Source organism: Citrobacter sp. RHBSTW-00524, from assembly GCF_013747755.1.
Taxonomy (GTDB): domain Bacteria; phylum Pseudomonadota; class Gammaproteobacteria; order Enterobacterales; family Enterobacteriaceae; genus Citrobacter; species Citrobacter braakii.
The window spans coordinates 2,108,815-2,131,316 of sequence record NZ_CP056421.1; the positions used below are offsets into that span (position 1 = coordinate 2,108,815).

Here is a 22,502-nt window from a genome sequence, read left to right on the forward strand (position 1 = left end):
CGATAACTCATTTAACGCAGGGCTGTTTATCGTGAATTCACTGTATACCGCTGAAGGTGTAATGGATAAACACTCGCTGTGGCAGCGTTATGTACCGTTGGTGCGTCACGAAGCATTGCGCCTTCAGGTGCGTTTGCCGGCGAGCGTAGAACTGGATGACCTGCTACAAGCGGGCGGCATCGGGTTATTGAATGCAGTCGACCGATATGACGCTTTGCAAGGAACGGCATTTACCACTTACGCAGTGCAGCGTATTCGTGGAGCGATGCTGGACGAACTACGTAGCCGGGATTGGGTGCCGCGTAGCGTTCGGCGCAATGCTCGCGAAGTGGCACAGGCGATGGGGCAACTGGAGCAGGAATTAGGGCGTAACGCGACGGAAACCGAAGTGGCGGAGCGTCTGGCTATTCCTGTGCAAGAGTATCGTCAGATGTTGCTTGATACCAATAATAGCCAACTCTTCTCCTACGACGAGTGGCGGGAAGAGCATGGCGATAGTATTGAGCTGGTGACGGAAGAACATCAGCAGGAAAACCCGTTACAGCAGCTACTTGAGGGGAACCTCCGCCAGCGCGTGATGGACGCCATCGAAGCGTTGCCGGAACGCGAAAAGCTGGTGTTAACGCTGTACTACCAGGAAGAGCTGAATCTGAAAGAGATTGGCGCGGTACTGGAAGTGGGGGAGTCACGGGTTAGCCAGTTGCACAGTCAGGCCATCAAACGTCTACGCACCAAGCTGGGTAAGCTATAGGGGTACATCATTACCCCTGAACAATGCCGCATTACGAATTGACTACCAGGAGTTCTCATGACGGTGCAGCAATCAAAAAGACGGCCTCTAAGCCGCTACCTCAAAGATTTCAAACACAGCCAGACGCATTGCGCCCATTGCTTTAAGTTGCTCGACAGGATCACGCTGGTTCGCCGCGGGCAAATTGTGAATAAAATCGCCATCGCCCGACTGGACACGTTGCTGAATGAAGCAGAGTGGGAACAGGAGAAAAAAGAGTGGGTGGCACTGTGTCGCTTTTGTGGTGATTTGCACTGCAAAGAGCAGAGCGACTTTTTTGACATTATAGGCTTCAAGCAATTTTTATTCGAGCAGACCGAAATGAGTCACGGCACGGTACGCGAATACGTTGTGCGCCTGCGTCGCCTCGGGAATCATCTGACCGAACAAAATATCTCTCACGATCTGCTGCAGGAAGGTTTTCTCGACGAAAACCTTGCCCCGTGGCTGCCGGAAACCAGCACCAACAATTACCGCATCGCCTTGCGTAAGTATGAGCAGTTTAAAGCCCATACGCATATGGGACATATGCAGAAATCCTCCTGGACAGCCAGTTCTGATATATATTAAAAACGAATAAGGTGTAACAGAGTCGTGTTTGTGGATCACGGCAAACGCTTTACACTGTAGTCATAAATGATAGTCAATAATGACAATATTCGGGGTAACTATGAAATTAGCACTTCTGGGACGTCAGGCTCTGATGGGTGTAATGGCTGTTGCACTTGTCGCCGGAATGAGCGTGAAGACTTATGCAGATGAAGGTCTGTTAAATAAAGTTAAAGAGCGCGGCACGCTGCTGGTGGGCCTGGAAGGGACCTATCCCCCGTTTAGTTTTCAGGGCGATGACGGCAAACTGACCGGTTTCGAAGTGGAGTTTGCCGAGGAACTGGCCAAGCATCTCGGAGTGAAAGCCACGCTGAAGCCGACCAAATGGGACGGTATGCTGGCATCTCTTGATTCCAAACGCATTGACGTGGTCATCAACCAGGTAACTATCTCTGATGATCGTAAGAAAAAATACGATTTCTCTACCCCGTATACGGTCTCTGGTATCCAGGCGCTGGTGAAGAAAGGCAATGAAGGCGTTATTAAGACTGCTGCCGATCTGAAAGGTAAAAAAGTCGGCGTGGGTCTGGGAACCAACTATGAAGAGTGGTTGCGCCAGAACGTGCAGGGCGTGGATATTCGTACCTATGATGATGACCCGACCAAATATCAGGATCTGCGCGTAGGTCGTATCGACGCCATCCTGGTTGACCGTCTGGCCGCGCTGGATCTGGTGAAAAAAACCAAGGATACGCTGGCCGTTACCGGTGAAGCATTCTCCCGCCAGGAGTCCGGCGTGGCGCTGCGTAAAGGCAATGAAGATCTGCTGAAAGCGGTGGATGCAGCCATTGCTGAAATGCAGAAAGACGGTTCGCTGAAAGCCCTGTCTGAAAAATGGTTTGGAGCAGATGTGACGAAATAATCGTCATCTGATGAAAAAAGGCGCCTTTAACAGCGCCTTTTTTTATTTCATTGCGCCTGAACGTGCATAATAAAAGAACATCACAACAACGAATACCGGAGGCTGTATGCCGCTGCATAATTTAACGCGCTTTCCACGTCTGGAATTTATTGGCGCGCCAACGCCACTCGAATATCTTCCGCGCCTCTCAGATTACCTCGGGCGCGATATTTTCATTAAACGCGATGACGTCACGCCGATGGCTATGGGCGGCAATAAGCTGCGTAAGCTGGAGTTTCTGGCCGCAGACGCGCTGCGTGAAGGCGCGGATACGCTGATAACCGCGGGTGCTATTCAGTCTAACCATGTTCGCCAGACGGCGGCGGTCGCCGCTAAGCTAGGCCTGCACTGCGTGGCGCTGTTGGAAAATCCGATAGGCACCACTGCCGAAAACTATCTCACCAATGGCAACCGTCTGCTGTTGGACCTGTTTAATACGCAAATTGAAATGTGCGATGCGCTGACCGACCCGAATGCACAGCTGCAGGATCTGGCGACGCGGATTGAAGCGCAAGGGTTCCGCCCGTATGTGATCCCGGTTGGGGGTTCCAATGCACTGGGTGCGCTGGGCTATGTGGAAAGCGCGCTGGAAATTGCCCAACAGTGTGAAGGGGCCGTTTCGCTCTCTTCCGTAGTGGTGGCCTCGGGCAGTGCGGGAACGCATGCCGGACTGGCCGTGGGCCTGGAGCAATTGATGCCAGACGTCGAACTCATCGGCGTGACCGTCTCACGCAGCGTGGCGGATCAAAAGCCCAAAGTTGTTGTACTGCAGCAGGATATTGCCCGGGAGCTGGAACTGACGGCCTCAGCGGAAATCCAGTTATGGGACGATTATTATGCGCCGGGCTACGGTACGCCAAACGAAGAGGGCATGGAGGCGGTAAAACTGCTGGCGCGCCTGGAAGGTATTTTGTTGGATCCGGTGTATACCGGCAAGGCGATGGCGGGTCTGATTGATGGCATTAGCCAGAAGCGCTTCAAGGATGAAGGGCCAATTCTCTTTATTCATACTGGTGGGGCACCTGCGCTGTTTGCCTACCATCCTCACGTGTAACGACCAGGTAGAAAAACGCTAATGCATGAAAGTATCCAACTGGTGATTGATTCTCTGCCGTATCTGCTCAAGGGCGCAGTGTTTACGCTGCAACTGAGTATCGGTGGGATGTTCTTTGGTCTCGTGCTGGGGTTTATCCTGGCGCTGATGCGTCTGTCGCCGCTGCTGCCTGTGCGCTGGCTGGCGCGCTTTTATATCTCTATCTTTCGCGGAACGCCGTTGATTGCCCAGCTGTTCATGATCTATTACGGTCTGCCGCAGTTTGGTATTGAGCTTGATCCTATTCCGGCGGCGATGATTGGCTTATCGCTTAATACGGCGGCCTACGCTGCGGAAACGCTGCGTGCGGCAATCTCCTCCATCGACAAAGGGCAGTGGGAAGCGGGTGCCAGTATTGGTATGACGCGGTGGCAAACCATGCGCCGGGCAATCCTGCCGCAGGCTGCGCGGGTTGCGCTCCCGCCGCTGAGTAACAGCTTTATCAGCCTGGTGAAGGACACCTCTCTGGCCGCGACTATTCAGGTACCGGAACTGTTCCGTCAGGCGCAGTTGATTACCTCGCGTACGCTGGAGGTATTCACGATGTATCTGGCAGCCTCGTTGATTTATTGGGTGATGGCGACGGTGCTTTCTGCACTGCAAAACTATTTTGAAGAGCAACTGAATCGCCAGGAGAGAGAGCCGAAATGAGTGCTATCGAAGTCAGAAACCTGGTCAAAAAATTCCATGGGCAAACGGTGCTGCATGGGATCGATCTTGACGTCAAACCCGGTGAAGTTGTGGCGATTATCGGGCCGAGCGGCTCGGGCAAAACTACGCTGCTGCGCAGCATTAATTTGCTGGAGCAACCCGAGGCGGGCACCATTAAGGTGGGTGAGATTACCATTGATACCGCGCGTTCGTTAACTCAGCAGAAAGGTCTGATTCGTCAGTTGCGCCAGCACGTGGGCTTTGTGTTCCAGAACTTTAATTTGTTCCCGCATCGCACGGTGCTGGAAAACATTATTGAAGGTCCGGTGATTGTTAAAGGCGAACCGAAAGCCGAAGCGACAGCCCGAGCGCGCGAACTGCTGGCGAAAGTCGGGTTAGCTGGTAAAGAAACCAGCTATCCGCGGCGTTTGTCCGGCGGGCAGCAGCAGCGCGTGGCTATTGCCCGGGCGTTGGCGATGCGACCTGAGGTTATTCTTTTTGATGAACCGACCTCCGCGCTTGATCCTGAACTGGTTGGTGAGGTACTTAATACCATCCGCCAACTGGCGCAGGAAAAACGCACCATGGTGATTGTGACGCATGAAATGAGCTTTGCACGCGACGTTGCCGATCGGGCGATATTTATGGATCAAGGACGGATAGTGGAGCAAGGGCCCGCTAAATCCTTATTCACGCATCCGCAGCAACCGCGAACCCGTCAGTTTCTTGAAAAGTTTCTGATGCAATAAATAGTGCATGCAGCACTCGTCGAAATTGTTTTTTGACGAGTGCTGTTCGCATAACTATTTATAATTATTGCTTTATTATTAACTCCCAATACTGTTACTTCCTGCCGTCGTTGAGTAATGCTCAAGTAATTGACCATTTGTCCGATAATTTGCATATATAAAATACATTTATGTGTTAGCTTGTTTCATATGTTTGGATGATTATCAATCTCAGGGGTATTACCACTTAGTATGCAGGGTCATGATTTCTTCACCTGGCGACGGAGCATGCTGTTACGCTTTCAGGAAATGGCGACGGCAGAGGATGTCTATAATGAATTACAACAACAGACGCAGCATTTAGAGTTCGATTTTTACGCGCTCTGTGTTCGTCATCCCGTACCTTTTACCCGACCTAAAACGTCGCTTCACACGACCTATCCCAAAGCATGGGTGGCGCATTATCAGTCCGAGAATTATTTCACTATTGATCCGGTGCTGAAGCCTGAAAACTTCAGTCAGGGGCATTTACCCTGGAACGATACCTTATTTCGCGATGCACAGCCCCTGTGGGATGCCGCGCGCAATCACGGTTTACGTAAAGGGATGACGCAATGCTTAATGTTGCCTAATCGGGCGTTGGGTTTTTTATCGGTATCGCGTGCGAGTGTCCGTAATAGTCGCTTTGCAAACGATGAGGTAGAGCTCAGGATGCAACTGCTGGTGCGGGAAAGCTTGTCGGTACTGACGCGACTGCAAGATGACATGGTCATGGCGCCAGAGATGCGCTTTAGCAAGCGGGAAAAAGAGATATTGAAATGGACGGCAGAGGGGAAAACCTCTTCAGAGATAGCGATAATTCTGTCGATTTCTGAAAATACCGTTAACTTTCACCAGAAAAATATGCAAAAGAAATTTAATGCACCCAACAAAACGCAGATCGCCTGTTATGCTGCGGCAACCGGGCTGATCTGAGTAAATTATCGTTCTGAGTGTCAGACGCAAACCCGGCTGAGAGCATCGCTGTCAGCCGGGTTCTTATTACTGGCGGTAGGCCTGTTTAATTTGCTTAACAGTGCTGGAAAATACCGCAGCCTGTGATTGATCTTCAATCAGCGCGATCTGTTTTTCCATTTTAAGAATCACGCGCCCTGCATCGGCTTGGCCCATTGCCTGCAGCATCAGCGTTAACATGGCTTTCAGGCAGGTGACTTCGTTGGCCAGTTCCTGGTTATTCTCAGCAGTGGAAAAGTCAGGCGTACTCATTTATTTTCCTCGTTATGTTTCAATGAAAAAGTGCGATGTCAAATCTTAAGGCGCCGGAGTATACCATAAGCGAGGCTAAAAATATCAGCGGTTGTTTTCTGCGCAAACATAAGTCGCGGACATTAAAATAAACAACATGTTGCGCTGCATATATTTTCTCCACCTGTTGTTTATTTCGAGTATTTTACTCGTTAATTATTGTTACAACTTTAGCTGCCTATTTTGCATTCAACGGACGAATATGAATTTTTTGTCACTATTCTGAAACAGCTATGCAGATATAACCGTGGCAAAAGGTTGCCATAACAGAAAGTTTCCACTCGTCGTACCTTCTAATTTCCAAAAACGAGAGCAAAATCGAAAGACGGCGATTTTTACATTTCAAAGTTGAGATAAAACCCGTTAACATAGGACCGATTAACTATCGGTAGCGTTATCCCTATTCTGGAGATATTCCTTTGATCAACGTTTTTCTTGTTGATGACCACGAACTGGTGCGCGCAGGGATACGACGCATTCTTGAAGATATAAAAGGCATTAAAGTTGTCGGTGAGGCGTGCTGCGGTGAAGATGCGGTAAAATGGTGCCGCTCAAATTCCGTTGACGTTGTGCTGATGGACATGAATATGCCCGGTATTGGTGGCCTTGAGGCAACGCGTAAAATTGCGCGTTCAACGGCTGACATTAAAGTGATCATGCTGACTGTCCATACCGAAAACCCGTTACCTGCAAAAGTCATGCAGGCGGGAGCCGCGGGCTATCTCAGTAAGGGGGCTGCGCCCCAGGAGGTCGTGAGTGCGATTCGTTCGGTTTATTCTGGCCAACGTTATATTGCCTCCGATATCGCTCAGCAGATGGCGCTTAGCCAGATTGAGCCTGAGAAAACGGAAACCCCGTTTGCCAGTTTGTCTGAACGTGAGTTGCAGATTATGCTGATGATCACCAAAGGTCAGAAGGTCAATGAGATCTCAGAGCAACTGAATCTTAGTCCTAAAACGGTGAACAGCTATCGCTATCGAATGTTCAGTAAATTAAACATTCACGGCGATGTTGAGCTGACTCACCTGGCAATTCGCCATGGCCTGTGTAATGCGGAGACATTAACAAGCCAGTGACCGATCAGTTTGATGCCAAAGCGTTCCTGAAAACCGTGACCAGTCAGCCCGGCGTTTATCGTATGTATGATGACGCCGGGACGGTCATCTACGTCGGGAAAGCGAAAGACCTGAAAAAAAGGCTTTCCAGCTACTTCCGTAGCAACCTCGCATCGCGTAAGACCGAAGCACTGGTCGCGCAAATCCAGCAGATTGATGTCACGGTTACGCACACCGAAACCGAGGCGTTATTGCTTGAGCACAACTACATCAAGCTGTATCAGCCGCGTTATAACGTTTTGCTGCGCGACGATAAATCCTATCCTTTTATTTTCCTCAGCGGCGATACCCATCCTCGCCTGGCAATGCATCGCGGGGCCAAGCATGCCAAAGGCGAGTACTTTGGACCGTTCCCTAACGGCTACGCCGTACGCGAAACGCTGGCGTTGCTGCAGAAAATCTTCCCTATTCGTCAGTGCGAAAATAGTGTTTATCGCAATCGCTCGCGGCCCTGTCTGCAATATCAGATTGGCCGCTGCCTCGGTCCGTGTGTGGCGGGCCTGGTGAGTGAGGAAGAGTATGCGCAGCAGGTTGATTACGTTCGTCTGTTCCTGTCCGGAAAAGACGATCAGGTATTAACGCAGCTGATCGCCCGGATGGAAAAAGCCAGCCAGAATCTCGAGTTTGAAGAGGCTGCCCGCATTCGTGACCAAATTCAGGCCGTACGCCGCGTGACCGAAAAACAGTTTGTCTCTAATACCGGAGATGATCTGGACGTCATCGGCGTGGCGTTTGACGCTGGCATGGCCTGTGTGCACGTGCTGTTTATTCGCCAGGGTAAAGTGTTAGGCAGTCGTAGCTATTTCCCGAAAGTACCAGGTGGAACAGAACTCGGCGAGGTCGTTGAAACCTTTGTCGGACAGTTTTATCTGCAGGGAAGTCAGATGCGCACCTTACCCGGTGAGATCCTGCTCGATTTTAATCTTAGCGATAAAACCCTGCTGGCAGACTCTCTGTCTGAGCTGGCCGGGCGGAAGATCAACGTTCAGACGAAACCGCGAGGCGATCGCGCGCGGTATCTGAAGCTGGCGCGTACCAACGCGGCGGTGGCGTTAACCACAAAACTTTCCCAGCAGTCGACCATTACTCAACGCCTGACGGCGCTGGCATCAGTACTCAAGTTACCCGCAGTGAAACGCATGGAGTGCTTTGATATCAGCCACACGATGGGCGAGCAGACGGTAGCCTCCTGCGTGGTATTCGATGCCAATGGACCACTGCGCGCCGAGTATCGCCGCTATAACATCACGGGTATTACGCCTGGTGATGATTATGCGGCAATGAATCAGGTTCTCCGTCGGCGCTACGGTAAGGCGATTGAAGAAAGTAAGATTCCGGACGTCATATTGATCGACGGCGGGAAAGGTCAACTGGGGCAGGCGAAAGCCGTTTTTGCTGAGCTGGACGTTCCCTGGGACAAACAGCACCCGCTTTTGTTGGGCGTGGCAAAAGGGGCCGATCGTAAAGCTGGTCTGGAAACGTTGTTCTTTGAGCCGGAAGGTGAGGGCTTTAGCCTTCCGCCGGATTCGCCTGCATTGCACGTTATCCAGCATATCCGCGATGAATCTCACGATCATGCAATTAGCGGGCACCGTAAAAAACGGGCGAAGGTGAAAAGTACCAGCATGCTGGAGACTATTGAAGGTGTCGGGCCGAAGCGTCGGCAGATGTTGTTGAAATATATGGGCGGTTTGCAAGGTCTTCGTAACGCGAGTATTGAAGAAATTGCAAAAGTGCCGGGTATTTCGCAAGCTCTGGCAGAAAAGATCTTCTACTCGTTGAAACATTAGGCCCTCTGTAGCAACATAGGGGTAATTTTACTGACAACAGATAGTTATCCGTCATATGCAATTTAATATCCCTACGTTGCTCACGCTGTTTCGCGTCATCCTGATCCCATTCTTTGTATTGGCTTTTTATCTGCCATTCACCTGGGCTCCCTTCGTTTGTGCGCTGATCTTCTGTATTGCGGCGGTCACCGACTGGTTTGACGGCTATCTGGCGCGTCGCTGGAACCAAAGCACGCGTTTTGGCGCCTTCCTCGATCCGGTCGCTGATAAGGTACTGGTGGCTATCGCGATGGTGCTGGTGACCGAGCACTATCACAGCTGGTGGGTAACGCTTCCTGCCGCCACGATGATCGCGCGTGAAATTATTATCTCTGCGCTGCGTGAATGGATGGCTGAACTGGGTAAACGTAGCAGTGTGGCGGTGTCCTGGATCGGTAAAGTGAAAACCACTTCGCAAATGGCCGCGCTCGCATGGCTGCTGTGGCGTCCAAATATTTGGGTAGAGTACGCCGGGATCGCACTTTTCTTCGTCGCCGCGATACTGACGTTGTGGTCAATGTTCCAGTATTTGAGCGCTGCGTGGGGAGATTTGCTTGAACAGTGATCGTTTCGGCGCAAATTTCAGCAAACGATCGTCAGTGGTGAAAAATATCGTTGACTCATTGCGTCAGGTAAGTAGAATGCAACGCATCGAACGGCAGCACTGATTGCCAGACGATAACAAAATCAAGTGATTAACAAAGTTACTTGGTGATGCGGGAATAGCTCAGTTGGTAGAGCACGACCTTGCCAAGGTCGGGGTCGCGAGTTCGAGTCTCGTTTCCCGCTCCAAATTAAAGACATCGGCAATAGCGGATGTCGGCTGAAAAGCCAGAAGATTTCGGCGCGTTAGCAAAGCGGTTATGTAGCGGATTGCAAATCCGTCTAGTCCGGTTCGACTCCGGAACGCGCCTCCAATTTCTTCCCGAGCCCGGATGGTGGAATCGGTAGACACAAGGGATTTAAAATCCCTCGGCGTTCGCGCTGTGTGGGTTCAAGTCCCACTCCGGGTACCATGGGAAAGAAAAGAATAATCAAAGCAATAAGCAGTGTCGTGAAACCACCTACGGGTGGTTTTTTTGTTTTTGTTTATTGCGTTCATCATCCTGCTTCATTTCTCTTTTTCCTCTTACTTCATTTTGATTTCTGTCAGAGTATGACATGCCCCAAAATATGTTTTCCGGTATTATTAGCCCATTAATTGCCAATGCTGAATGCTGGTGCAATCACTCTCGTAATTGGATGATTCATGAATAATAAAATCAGTCAGGATACCATCAACAAAGCCCTGTGGTCCGCGTGCGACACCTTCCGTGGCACCATCAGTGCTGATACTTACAAAGACTTTATCCTTACCATGCTGTTCCTCAAGTACATTTCGGATGTCTGGCAAGATCACTACGACGAATATAAAGAACAATATGGTGATACGCCGGAGCTGATTGAAGCGATGATGGCGAATGAACGCTTCGTGTTGCCAAAAATCGCCAGTTTCTATGCTCTGTATGAGCGCCGTCATGAACCGGGCAACGGCGAGCGTATCGATCAGGCATTGCATGCGATTGAAGAAGCCAATGGCACCAAACTGAAAGACGCCGGGAAAAGTGTCTTCCAGGATATTTCGTTTAACACTGACCGCTTGGGTGAAGAAAAACAGAAGAACACAATTCTGCGCCAGTTGCTGGAAGACTTCGCCGGTGAAGATCTCAACCTGAAGCCGAGCCGTGTAGGTACGCTGGACGTTATCGGTAATGCTTACGAATATCTGATCAAAAACTTTGCCGCCAGCGGTGGGCAGAAAGCAGGTGAGTTCTATACTCCGCCGGAAGTCTCGGATCTGATTGCTGAACTGCTCGATCCGCAACCGGGTGATACCATCTGCGACCCGGCCTGTGGTTCCGGTTCTTTGCTAATGAAGTGCGGGCGTAAAATTGTCTCAGGACATGATAGCCGCAATTATGCGTTGTTCGGTCAGGAGGCCATTGGCTCTACATGGTCGCTGGCGAAAATGAACATGTTCTTGCACGGCGAAGACAACCACAAAATCGAGTGGGGCGATACCATTCGTAACCCGAAGCTGCTCGATAAAAATGGCGACCTGATGCTGTTTGATATCGTGACCGCTAACCCGCCGTTCAGCCTGGATAAGTGGGGCCACGATGAGGCCGAGAACGATAAGTTTGGCCGCTTCCGTCGTGGTGTACCGCCGAAGACTAAGGGGGATTACGCCTTTATCTCGCACATGATAGAAACCCTGAAACCGGGGACAGGTCGTATGGGCGTGGTAGTGCCACACGGTGTGCTGTTCCGTGGTTCCAGCGAAGGTAAGATTCGCCAAAAACTGATTGATGAAAATCTGCTGGATGCGGTAATTGGTCTGCCGGAAAAATTGTTTTACGGTACGGGGATACCGGCTGCGATTCTGATTTTCAAAAAACAGAAAGTGGATGACAAGGTGCTGTTTATCGATGCCAGCCGCGAATTCAAGGCAGGTAAAAACCAGAACCAGCTCAGTGAAGAAAACATCGAAAAAATCGTTAAGACCTACCGCAATGGCGATAACGTCGAGAAATACGCTTATCTTGCCAGCCTGAAGGAAATTCAGGACAACGATTACAACCTCAATATCCCTCGTTATGTGGATACCTTTGAGGAAGAGGACGAGATTGATTTACTAGCCGTGCGTGCTGAGCGTGAGCAATTGAAAGTGGAACTAGCGAAATTGGAAATGCAGATGGCGGGTTATCTGGAGGAGTTGGGTTATGGTGCCTAAGGGGTGGACGCTTCTCCAAGTGTCAGATATTTGTAAGTTACAAAATGGTAATAGTTTTAAGCCACATGAGTGGGATACACAAGGTATCCCTATCATTCGAATTCAAAATTTGAATGGAAGCGATAATTATAACTATTTTTCAGGTGTTCCTCAGGATAAATGGTTGGTTGAACCAGGGCAGTTACTATTTTCCTGGGCAGGTACAAAAGGTGTATCCTTCGGTCCTTTCATTTGGAATGGGCCAAAAGGTGTTTTGAATCAGCATATCTACAAGGTATTTGCAAATGAAAATGTTCATGGACACTGGCTGTATTTAGCTTTATTGCATATAACTCAAAAAATTGAAGCGCAGGCTCATGGTTTCAAATCAACATTATTACATGTTCAAAAAAAAGACATTGATAATCAATTTGTGCTTACCCCTCCTGTTGCTGAACAAAAGAAAATAGCCCAAATCCTGTCAACCTGGGATAAGGCCATTTCGGTGACGGAAAAGCTGCTCGCCAATAGTCAGCAGCAGAAAAAAGCCCTGATGCAGCAATTGCTCACGGGAAAAAAACGGTTGCTGGATGAGAATGGGGGGAGATTTAGTGGGGAGTGGTATACGTGCTCATTGTCTGAAGTAGCGCATATTATTATGGGGTCATCGCCTAAATCCGAAGCCTACAATGATAATGGCTTAGGTTTACCATTAATACAGGGTAATACCGATATAAAGTGCCGAGTTTCATGTCCCAGAGTTTATACGTCTGACATTACGAAAGAATGTTCTCCCGGAGATATTCTTCTAAGTGTCAGGGCACCTGTAGGTACTGTTGCACTTTCTCAACATAAAGCATGTATAGGGCGTGGTATATCGGCTATAAAATCCAAGAGAAAAATGAGCCAATCATTTCTTTATCAATGGTTTCTTTGGTTTGAACCAAAATGGTGTTCCCTATCACAAGGTAGCACATTTGAATCAATCAATAGTGATGACATAAAGACATTAAAATTAGCAATACCTAATTATGAAGAACAACAAAAAATCGCCATCGTCCTGTCCGCAGCTGACGTCGAAATCTCCACGCTGGAGAAAAAACTCGCCTGCCTGAAAGACGAGAAAAAAGCCCTGATGCAGCAATTACTGACCGGGAAACGTCGGGTGAAAATCGATGAGGCTGTTGCTGCATGAAACTGACGAAAAGAGGGCCACTGACTGACCGGGAAATCGACTGGCTGGAAGAGGTGTTGCTGAAATATGGTAATGATGACTCTGTGCTCTGTTTCTCTGAGCTGGATGGCTTCCTGACGGCGATTGTCTCTGGCCCTAATATGATTCCCCCTAATACCTGGCTCAGTGCTATCTGGGGACGTGGTGACTACCACCCTCACTGGGCCACCGAAATCGAGATGACGCGTTTTGTGGGGCTGTGTTTTCAGCATATTAACGATATTGCAGGCTGCTTGTATGAGGTCCCTGAACAGTTTGAACCGATATTCAATGGACGTAAGGTTAAAGGTAAAACATATACCATCGTCGAAGAGTGTGGTGTTTCGGGTATATGAAAGGCCGGTCTCTGGATGACTGGTCAGCCTTGCCGGAGGCCTTACGCCCCTCGCTGGAGGCAATAGCCCTTCATGGTATCGAAAAAAACTTCCCTGTGGTTGAGAAAATGTCACCCGCTCAATTTGACAGAGTATTACTCTCATTCAGCCTGCGGCACTGGCGCTTTATCAGCACTGGTTGTCGGTGAGAATGTCAGAGGTATCATCCCGGCCTGTTCCCGTGAAGAGGGCAGAAAAACTGCCCGGTCGTAATGCCCCGTGTCCGTGTGGCAGCGGTAAAAAATTTAAAAAGTGCTGCCTGCACTGACAAAGCGGAAGGAGGCTTACTTATGGCAGTGAACAGTCTAGATAGTTCCCGGTGGTACCTGGGACATGTTCTCTGGTTCGGAGGCTATAACAGCAAAACGGATCGAGAAAATAACTTTGGGTTTATCTCGTCTGAGAACGGTAATGAGCTGTTTTTTCATAAGAATGAGATAAACCGGAACTATACGCCTGCTGACAATACACCGGTACTGTTCAGGCAAGGTACAGGTAAAAATGGTAAGCCTACAGCTTTTAACGTTCACTTACTTGATAAAACAGATGAGGAGACGGGTGAGCTCCTCATTGAGTATCTCCGGGCTATTATTGAGGAGGGTGTTGATTTCGTTCGTTGGCCTTATCGTGACAGCATTGTTAATTGCCTTACTCAGTCCTTTGGCGAAGGTGCTATAACTCGGTTAGTTATGAGTGATATTGCTGCCACAAAAATATTACCGCTATTTTTAAAATCACGTAACTACGATGACCAATTTACATCTTTCGCCTCTGATAAAAATTTTGATGATTTAATCGCACAACAAATATCTCCTGCGGTCATGCCTTCGTCATTTATCGATGATAATATTGGTCAGTTCGCTGTTTGGGTGAAAAGCTGTTCTGCGGCTACGAGTTGCCAGGGGGGGGCACCATCGGACATCATCAATGTATTACTCAGTCACGTATCTATAAGTGCTATTCTCTACTTGGCATTTTACGATTATATAAGCAGTAAGCTGATTCTTGAACATCGGCATGATGATATAGGAAACTTTGTTCGACGTAGTTTCACGAAAAATAAAATGAATATACAACCATTTGTCCGTGATGCCTATCAGCAGAAATTCTCATCGAGAGAGAAATTTTACAAACATTCCGTGATTAGTCCTTTTATCAATGCGTATTTGATTAAACAGAAAGTGTTCAGAAAAGATTTCAGTTTCGTTAATGATATTGAATCAAATCCTGAGATTTCTTCTGATCCTGAATACTTTATTCTGAGTAAATTGTTGCCGTTGATTGGGCGCAACGATGAACAGTCGGTTCTGAGTATTATTCTGCATGAGATATGGCAGGGAGTGTTATCGGGTAAAATCCCTGTAAGTCATCCTTCTGTTTTCAAATTATTCCCGCAGTGTAGCTCATTGAAAATTCGTTCCCGGAATTTAAAATTATCCTGTGAGGCATTTCACTGGAATGCAAAACAGTCTGATGGAACGATAGAGAAAAAATACCTTTGTCGTTCGAAAGTCTGCCATGATCCGCAGGTACTACCCGACCTCAGTCGGGATTATATTGATTTCACTATTTATGATTGGCTTGCCCATTATGGCATGACCTATCTGTTTGCTGGCGAACCTTCTAAGCGAGATTTCCCAATTAAACTGGCCGGGTATTTCAACCGTATCAGAGAATTACATTCCCGCTTGAATTGCCGTAGTTGTGGGGTGTTGATGGTTCCAGATATGAAATATGCTCGTGTTGAGGTCAGCGTCTGGGATACGAAGTCGAAAGGATTTGTGAAAAAACCTTTCCAGGCCGCGTATCGTCTAACCGTCTTTAAATGCGCCAGTCATTCCTGCGAACAGTTTGGTATTGGGCATTACATTAATCACTGTATTGGTTACAAATGTAGCGAAATAATTGACGCCAGAGATTTGCATGAAAAATGTTCAGAAGGACGATTTATTTGTGCATCCTGTGGTTCCTGCTGTACGACGCATCAGGAGAAATTTGGTAATGTAAACAAGGGAGAGACAGAACAGGTCAAGTACGATCGCCTTTATCGGGACTCGCCGTTCTTTTCATCATAAGTCTTCGTCCATTTTGAGTATGTCCATCCAGGCATACAGTTTCACCTCTTTGCCAAGAAGGATTACCGGGTGGATAAGCACTACCAACCTAAATTCCAGGAAGAATACAGCGCCAAAATTCCGGCACTGACATTACTAACCAGCCTCGGCTGGACGTTTTTATCCCCGAAACAGATTATGGGTTATCGGGGCTATAAACAGGATGAGGTAGTGCTGCGTCCGGTTCTGCGTGAGGTGTTGTCGAAGCGCTCGTTTATGGCAGGTGGCAAAACCTGTCAGTTATCGGAAAAGGCACTGGATAACCTGATATCACAGGTCTGTTCTCCGGCACTGAATGAAGGGCTGCTGAAAGCTAACGAGCGGATGTACAACCATCTGCTCTACGGTATTGCTGTCACCGAGTTTGTCGATGGCAAGAAGGTGAACCCCACGATTGCGCTGATTGACTGGGAACATCCGGAAAATAACCAGTTCCATTTTACTGAAGAGTTTACGGTATTGCGGTCAGGCGGTGTTGAAACCCGCAGGCCGGATATTGTCTGTTTTGTTAATGGTATCCCGCTGGCTGTCATTGAAGCGAAAAGCCCGGCAGGTCACGGTAAGAAAGGGCCAACCATTGACGAGGGGATATCCCAGAGTATCCGCAACCAGCTCAACGATGAAATCCCGCAGCTGTTTGCTTACAGCCAGATATTACTATCGATTAACGGGCATGACGGGCGCTACGGTACCTGTCATACACCAATGAAATTCTGGGCGGCATGGCGCGAAGAAGATATTACTGACGCGCAGATGTATGCGCTGCGCAACCATAAGTTATCGTCTGAACAAATTCATGCGTTGTTTGATCATCGTCCTTCAGCCGATCTCGACTGGTACCAACAGTTAATAGCCGCAGGTGAACTGGCTGTCAGTGGACAGGATAAGCTGCTTATCAGCCTGCTTTCGCCGGAACGTCTGCTGGAGATGACCCGCTTCTTCACGCTGCTTGATAAAAAGACCGGGAAGATAGTCGCTCGCTATCAGCAGGTGTTCGGGATTAAAAGACTGCTGGAACGCATCAGTACTCGCAGACCGGATGGGGGCAGGGAAGGTGGGGTGATCTGGCATACCACGGGGTCAGGTAAATCGTACACCATGGTTTTCCTCAGCAAGGCGCTGATTCTTCATGACAGCCTGAAGCAGTGTCGCATTGTGGTGGTGACGGACCGTGTCGATCTTGAAGGGCAGCTCAGCGGTACTTTCGCTTCTGGTGGAGAACTGGCCGGGAAGGATGATAAAGCCAAAGCGATGGCGACCTCTGGTCAGAAGCTGGCACAGCAGATTGGCTCTGGTAAAGAACGTATAATCTTTACCCTTATCCAGAAATTTAACTCAGCGACAAAATTGCCTGAATGCGTCAATACCAGCCCCAACATCATCGTTCTGATTGATGAAGGACACCGCAGCCAGGGTGGTGAGAACCATGTGCGAATGAAACTGGCCCTGCCGAATGCCGCCTTTGTGGCATTTACCGGTACGCCTCTGCTGAAAGAAGATAAGACCACCAATAAATTCGGGCCGATTGTCCACGCTTATACCATGCAGCGGGCGGTAGAAGATCAGGCGGTGACGCCTCTGCTCTACGAGGAGCGTATTCCTGATCTTGAGGTAAACGACCGGGCAATAGATGCCTGGTTTGACCGTATTACCGATGGGTTAAGCGAAGCGCAAAAAGCCGACCTTAAACGTAAATATGCCCGTAAAGGTGAGGTCTACAGTGCAGATGACCGCATCCGGCTGATCGCACTCGATATCGCCACACACTTCTCGAAGAATATCGATGAGGGGCTGAAAGGGCAACTTGCCTGCGACAGCAAGATTTCCGCCATCAAATATAAAAAGTATCTTGATGAAGCCGGGTTGTTTGAGTCAGCTGTAGTTATCAGCCCGCCGGATTCCCGGGAAGGGAATACCGAGGTGGATGAAAGCAAACTGCCGGAAGTGACGAAATGGTGGAAGGATAATGTCGGCACGCAGGAGGAGTCTGTGTATACCCGCAATATCATCAGTCGTTTCGATACCGATGATAAGCTTAAATTGCTGATCGTCGTTGATAAACTGCTCACCGGGTTTGATGAACCGAAGAATACCGTGCTGTATATCGACAAGCCGCTCAAGTCCCACAACCTTATCCAGGCGATTGCCCGGGTGAACCGACTGCATCCACTGAAAAAGTTCGGTCTGCTGATTGATTATCGCGGCATTCTGGCTGAGCTGGACACGACTATCGGTAAATATCAGGATCTCGCCTCCCGAACTCAAGGAGGATACGACATCAAGGATATTGATGGGTTGTACAGCGCCATGAGTTCTGAATACAAGCGGCTGCCACATCTCTATAACCAACTGTGGGCCATATTTGCCGGTGTCATAAACAAGAATGATACTGAGCAGTTGCGTGCAGTTCTGGTGCCTAAAATGGAAGAACGTGACGGAGATATGGTCGATATCCATCAGAAAACCCGTGATGATTTCTTCGAGGCATTAACGGCCTTTGCCGGATGCCTGAAAGTGGCACTGCAGTCCGCTACCTTCTTCACCGACAAGAGCTTTACGGAACAAGACCGAAATCTCTATAAAGAAACCGTAAAACAGATGTCCAGTCTGCGCCAGTGGGCAATGCAGGTCAGCGGCGAGCAGGTCAATTATGACGACTACGCTGAGCAAGTGAAAAAATTGCTGGATAAGCATGTCACCGGCGTTGAGGTTCGCGAACCGAATGGCGTATATGAAGTAGGTAAAATGGGCAAGAGCGAAAAGCCCGAAGAGTGGGACAACAATAAAACCCGCAATGAAACCGACATCATTAAAACCCGTGTGACGAAGATGATTGAGCAGGAACTGCGTGATGACCCGTACGCTCAGGAGGCTTTTTCAAAACTCCTGCGTATGGCTATCGAAGAAGCAGAAAAACTGTTCGACCATCCACTAAAACAGTATCTCCTATTCCGTGAGTTTGAAGAAAAAGTTGAAGCCCGTAAGCTCAGTGATATCCCGGATGCACTGGCGGTAAACAAACATGCTCAGGCGTATTACGGTGTATTTAAAAAAGAGCTACCTGAGGTTTTTGCGGTAAACGACGATCAGGTGCAGGATAAGTGGACAAAACTTGCTTTTGAAGTGGACAGCATTATCGTCAAAGCGGTGGCAGAAAACTCCCTGAACCCTCAGGATATCGAGAAAGCAGTCAAGACAAATCTCTTACCGCTGCTGTTTACGGCCTGCCGGGAAATAGGTGCCGGAATGAACCAGGTAAACCGTATTGTGGAAACTATCATCCAGATACTGCGCGTTGGTTTAATGAAATCATGAGTGAAAAAGAGTCGCCAGCAATGAAAGCAATACGCATTGTCTATGGTGATGAGGTCATCGTCGTACAGTGTGTTTCGCGTCAGGTCGTTAAGGGCAGGGTGCTCATCAAGGTGCATCCGGACTGCCGGGTTATTGTCTCTGTACCTCCAGAAACACCGGAGCACGAGGTGTTGTCTGCGCTGAAAAAAAGAAGTCGCTGGATATACCAGCAACTGCGTGATTTCAGGGAGCAACAGACACACATTGTTTCGCGTCAGTATGTCAGCGGAGAAAGCCATTATTATCTCGGTAAGCAATATCAGTTGAAAGTGACAGAAGACGCTACTGTACCGCAACGAGTGAAAATGTTGCGTGGGCGGCTGGAAGTGACTGTCAGACACAAATCGGCAGAAAAGATTAAAGCGTTGCTGGCCGAATGGTATCGGGAACGTGCCAGAGATGTTTTTCAGCGCAGGCTTGATTTACTGATTCCGCAGACCCTTTGGGTCAGTGAGCGTCCTCCGATACGTCTGCGGGCGATGCAAACGCAATGGGGCAACTGTTCAGCAAAAGGCTGTCTGACCCTGAATCCATGGCTGGTTAAGGCATCCTCAGAATGTATCGATTATGTTTTGCTACATGAGTTATGCCATGTTGCTGAGCACAACCACAGTGAAGAGTTTTACCGCCTGATGGGGCAGGTTATGCCTGGGTGGGAAAAGGTCAAGAAACGGCTGGATGGCATGGCTGGGATGTTGTTGGCTGATATGTAGTAAGAGCCCAGCTAAATTAAAATATTACAGAACTATATAAGAAGGGGTTTTATGTTTTTCAAAATTGTTAGAAACTTTAAAGCCAAGATTGGACCGTTCTTATTAACCCTGTTTTTGGCTCCAGGTTATGTTCATGCCAATACGTGGGAAATAAATGTCACAAGAAAAGATAGTAATTTATATCAAATTACTGGGAAGGATTCTTTTGTTAATACTAAATATTGTTATGTTTATGCTTATTCTGAAGACGCATATCTCAGGGTTGATGGCTATGATAAAAAAATAATTTTTACAGATAGCAAGGATTCATGTGATGTAGATAATGTATTTAGCATGGTTAATATTGACTCAGGAAAGTATGAGGTAGAGGTTTCTAAAAAAGAAGATAACTGGTATGAGGTTTATGGTACAGATAATATGATAAAAACATCAATGTGCCTTAGTCTGGCTCTCAATGAAAAGGCTATTTTATCCATGGATGGTTATAGTGCAGGAGAGTTGATTTTTGATGACGGAGATAGCTGTAATGTAGAAGGGGTCTACTCTCCTGTTCGTTTGTGAATTGGATCTGGGATCAGTATGATCTGTGGTGTTCATCCAGCTATGTAAGGATATAAAATGAAAATAGAAGCCGATGTAAAAAATATATCAAAATTAAGCGATTATTATTTTTTAGTTCCCGATTATCAACGTGAGTATGTATGGAAGGTTGATGATCAGGTTGAACAGTTTATCATGGATTTAGACAATGAATACCAACCAGAGCAGAAAGATCAAAATGGTTATTTTCTCGGTTCTGTTATTATCGTAAAGAATGGGGAAAAGCATGATGTTATTGACGGACAGCAGCGGTTGACCACTATTGTCATCACTATGTGTGCCTTACGGGATCTATTAAAAGATAGATTGGATACACTTGACAAAAAAGGGCTGGAATATCTGAAAACTATTGAGGAATGGCTCTCTAGTTATGATATTAATAGTGAGGAAAATCTAATTAGACTAGATCTTCAATATGAAGAAAGTCGAGGATTTATTTCGCGGTTAATTGAAGGGCAAACCAATACCTTTGCGGAAACAGCTTCAGTAAAAAAAAATGGCTGACGCGTATGATCACATTCGTGATTATCTTAAATACCAATTGCAAGATAGCTTGAATGGATTAATCTCCTTCGCTCGCTTTTTTTTAACAAAAGTTGAGCTGGTTGTCATTGAATCAGAGAACTTAAGTAGCGCATTAAAGATCTTCGAAACGATCAATCAGCGTGGTGCCAGCCTTAATGCTATGGATCTTGTTAAAAATTTGATTTTCAGTCAGATAAAAGAAGAACAGTTTTCGGCAATAAAGACAACATGGAAATCCATCACTAATAACCTTGAGTCTTGCGGCGAAAGTGATAACCCGCTTCGTTTTTTACGTTACTTTCTGATGGCACGATATCATCACGGGATTTTGCGTGAAGATGATATATATAAATGGATCATTTCAGCTGAGGGGGAACTGTCGTTGCAGTATAAGACACGCCCTATGGTCCTCGTCAAAGAATTGGAAAAATTATCAGAACGATACGCTAACCTGGTCAATGCAACAAATGAAGCAGCCTACTGGCGTGAAAATATCCGTTTTCCAAACGTAAGTAACATTGGATATATTAATAAATATCGCTCACGTCAGCATTTGGTTTTACTAATGGCATTGGACATTAGTTGTTCTGATGATGTAATGGATTTCTTAGGTGCTCAACTTGAGAGCTTTTTATTCTTTACAAATACAATGGCTATTCAATCGAAGACATATGAGCAACGCTTTACTCAATGGGCTGTAAAGCTTCGGGATGTGAAAACGAAAGCAGAGGTTGCAAATGTTGTTTCAGCAACACTTATACCTTTTGTTGTGGAGCGTTTAGATGAATTTAAAGAACGATTCTCAATTATTAATGACTATAATTTTACGCCTCAGTATCGCCAACGTTATGTATTGGGTAGATTAGAGAATCATATCCGCCATCTTTGCGGTTTTCCGGAAAAGAGCCAGCAGGCTATTCAGCAGATGCAAATTGAGCATATTCTTCCTCAGACGGTACGAAACGCCCCTGAAAACGGGGAGTTCTCTGATGCAAATCGAACAAGTTATCTCTACAAGATTGGTAATGTAACATTATTAGAGGGTACAATTAACCAGTCCGTCAATAACTGCAATGATTTGAGTGAAGACTGGTTTTTGAAAAAACAAACAGAATATTTAAACTCTGAAATCATCATGACTCGATTACTCCACTCCCAGTACTCAATTGGTGATAACACTGCATTAAATCGCTTTAAGCTGAAATATGGATATGAATATCAAGACTGGTCCGCGGAAAACATCACATCAAGGCAACGCCTGCTGATGGATCTTGCCATTGACTGCTGGCGATTTAATGATCAGAGAATAGATGCTTATATAGTAAATAACCTGGGCACTGGACCCGGAAACGAATTTACGCTGTAAAAATATCCTTCATCGCAAAGTACCCCCTGGAACGTTATGTTTACCAGGGGCTGGGTATTCAACCTCTAAAGGTAGCGCTGATTATGAATGGATCACATTCAGAGAGCGGTTCACAGAACAGATATTACTAACTGACAGTTGTACCGAATACTGGGGGCAGGTCAAGCGCTTTAGCTTGTGTGGCAACAACCTCCTTTACAGGACCAGGTAGACGATTACCCTGTGCTGTTTCTGTGCTCAACGCAATCTACGGCTATCCATTTTCTGCCAGTGGTTGCAAAGACGACCATTCAACGTCAGCAAAGTTTCGCAATGCACTGCTATGTAACTCATTGATCCTACGTAGAATTTAAAATCCCTCGGCGTTCGCGCTGTGTGGGTTCAAGTCCCACTCCGGGTACCATGGGAAAGAACAGAATAATCAAAGCAATAAGCAGTGTCGTGAAACC

The 22,502-nt window shown here is 47.5% G+C and carries 19 protein-coding genes, 3 tRNA genes and 1 pseudogene; 22 read left to right on the forward strand and 1 reads right to left on the reverse strand.

Annotation, left to right across the window (positions count from 1 at the left end; translation table 11 throughout):
- Positions 1-31 precede the first annotated feature (31 nt).
- From fliA to sdiA, 7 genes are all read left to right on the forward strand, one after another.
- Positions 32-751, forward strand: a complete 720-nt coding sequence (gene fliA / locus HV229_RS10085; protein ID WP_016153479.1) for an RNA polymerase sigma factor FliA — start codon at positions 32-34, stop codon at positions 749-751.
- A 57-nt stretch (positions 752-808) separates the two neighbouring features.
- Positions 809-1,360 (forward strand): flagella biosynthesis regulatory protein FliZ, encoded by a 552-nt coding sequence (gene fliZ / locus HV229_RS10090; protein ID WP_016153478.1) that lies wholly within the window; start codon positions 809-811, stop codon positions 1,358-1,360.
- A 100-nt stretch (positions 1,361-1,460) separates the two neighbouring features.
- Entirely contained in the window at positions 1,461-2,261 is an 801-nt protein-coding gene (gene tcyJ / locus HV229_RS10095; protein ID WP_016156835.1) for a cystine ABC transporter substrate-binding protein, read from the forward strand.
- A 106-nt stretch (positions 2,262-2,367) separates the two neighbouring features.
- Positions 2,368-3,354: a D-cysteine desulfhydrase gene (dcyD, locus tag HV229_RS10100; protein WP_181547462.1), complete on the forward strand. Its 987-nt coding sequence runs from the start codon at positions 2,368-2,370 to the stop codon at positions 3,352-3,354.
- 21 nt (positions 3,355-3,375) lie between these two features.
- On the forward strand, positions 3,376-4,044 hold the full coding sequence (gene tcyL / locus HV229_RS10105) for a cystine ABC transporter permease (protein WP_003030474.1): 669 nt from the start codon (positions 3,376-3,378) through the stop codon (positions 4,042-4,044).
- On the forward strand, positions 4,041-4,793 hold the full coding sequence (tcyN, locus tag HV229_RS10110) for an L-cystine ABC transporter ATP-binding protein TcyN (protein ID WP_003030477.1): 753 nt from the start codon (positions 4,041-4,043) through the stop codon (positions 4,791-4,793). The genes tcyL and tcyN overlap by 4 nt, the downstream gene beginning before the upstream one ends.
- A 231-nt stretch (positions 4,794-5,024) precedes the next feature.
- On the forward strand, positions 5,025-5,747 hold the full coding sequence (gene sdiA / locus HV229_RS10115; RefSeq protein ID WP_181547464.1) for a transcriptional regulator SdiA: 723 nt from the start codon (positions 5,025-5,027) through the stop codon (positions 5,745-5,747).
- A 66-nt stretch (positions 5,748-5,813) separates the two neighbouring features.
- On the opposite strand, the gene HV229_RS10120 is transcribed toward sdiA, so the two are convergent.
- A complete protein-coding gene (locus HV229_RS10120; protein ID WP_016153474.1) occupies positions 5,814-6,038 on the reverse strand; it encodes a DUF2594 family protein in 225 nt (74 codons plus the stop codon).
- A 458-nt stretch (positions 6,039-6,496) separates the two neighbouring features.
- On the opposite strand from HV229_RS10120, the gene uvrY reads away from it, so the two are divergent.
- From uvrY to HV229_RS26450, 15 genes and pseudogenes are all read left to right on the forward strand, one after another.
- The gene (gene uvrY / locus HV229_RS10125; RefSeq protein WP_006684079.1) at positions 6,497-7,153 is read left to right on the forward strand and encodes a UvrY/SirA/GacA family response regulator transcription factor; all 657 of its coding nucleotides are present in this window, start codon (positions 6,497-6,499) and stop codon (positions 7,151-7,153) included.
- Entirely contained in the window at positions 7,150-8,982 is a 1,833-nt protein-coding gene (gene uvrC, locus HV229_RS10130) for an excinuclease ABC subunit UvrC (RefSeq protein ID WP_181547466.1), read from the forward strand. Before uvrY ends, uvrC begins: the two co-directional genes overlap by 4 nt.
- Before the next feature lie 55 nt (positions 8,983-9,037).
- Positions 9,038-9,586 (forward strand): CDP-diacylglycerol--glycerol-3-phosphate 3-phosphatidyltransferase, encoded by a 549-nt coding sequence (gene pgsA / locus HV229_RS10135; protein WP_016153472.1) that lies wholly within the window; start codon positions 9,038-9,040, stop codon positions 9,584-9,586.
- 151 nt (positions 9,587-9,737) lie between these two features.
- A tRNA-Gly gene (locus HV229_RS10140) sits at positions 9,738-9,813 on the forward strand.
- A 51-nt stretch (positions 9,814-9,864) separates the two neighbouring features.
- Positions 9,865-9,938 (forward strand) — tRNA-Cys (locus tag HV229_RS10145).
- Between the two features lie 12 nt (positions 9,939-9,950).
- Positions 9,951-10,037: transfer RNA gene (locus HV229_RS10150), tRNA-Leu, on the forward strand.
- A 233-nt stretch (positions 10,038-10,270) separates the two neighbouring features.
- Positions 10,271-11,794, forward strand: a complete 1,524-nt coding sequence (locus HV229_RS10155; RefSeq protein WP_181547468.1) for a type I restriction-modification system subunit M — start codon at positions 10,271-10,273, stop codon at positions 11,792-11,794.
- Positions 11,784-12,968, forward strand: coding sequence for a restriction endonuclease subunit S (locus tag HV229_RS10160; protein ID WP_080858837.1), 1,185 nt, complete (start codon positions 11,784-11,786; stop codon positions 12,966-12,968). Before HV229_RS10155 ends, HV229_RS10160 begins: the two co-directional genes overlap by 11 nt.
- A pseudogene (locus tag HV229_RS10165) lies at positions 12,965-13,649 on the forward strand (YecA family protein). Before HV229_RS10160 ends, HV229_RS10165 begins: the two are co-directional and overlap by 4 nt.
- Before the next feature lie 22 nt (positions 13,650-13,671).
- Positions 13,672-15,456, forward strand: a complete 1,785-nt coding sequence (locus HV229_RS10170) for a cold shock domain-containing protein (protein WP_080858836.1) — start codon at positions 13,672-13,674, stop codon at positions 15,454-15,456.
- 69 nt (positions 15,457-15,525) lie between these two features.
- Positions 15,526-18,810, forward strand: coding sequence for a type I restriction endonuclease subunit R (locus tag HV229_RS10175; protein ID WP_080858835.1), 3,285 nt, complete (start codon positions 15,526-15,528; stop codon positions 18,808-18,810).
- On the forward strand, positions 18,807-19,562 hold the full coding sequence (locus HV229_RS10180) for a SprT family zinc-dependent metalloprotease (RefSeq protein ID WP_080858834.1): 756 nt from the start codon (positions 18,807-18,809) through the stop codon (positions 19,560-19,562). Before HV229_RS10175 ends, HV229_RS10180 begins: the two co-directional genes overlap by 4 nt.
- Positions 19,563-19,613: 51 nt before the next feature.
- Positions 19,614-20,123, forward strand: a complete 510-nt coding sequence (locus tag HV229_RS10185; protein ID WP_047358320.1) for a hypothetical protein — start codon at positions 19,614-19,616, stop codon at positions 20,121-20,123.
- Between the two features lie 57 nt (positions 20,124-20,180).
- Positions 20,181-20,666, forward strand: a complete 486-nt coding sequence (locus tag HV229_RS26275; protein ID WP_252491783.1) for a DUF262 domain-containing protein — start codon at positions 20,181-20,183, stop codon at positions 20,664-20,666.
- A complete protein-coding gene (locus HV229_RS26450) occupies positions 20,659-22,053 on the forward strand; it encodes an HNH endonuclease family protein (protein ID WP_256435244.1) in 1,395 nt (464 codons plus the stop codon). Before HV229_RS26275 ends, HV229_RS26450 begins: the two co-directional genes overlap by 8 nt.
- The last annotated feature ends 449 nt before the right edge of the window (positions 22,054-22,502 follow it).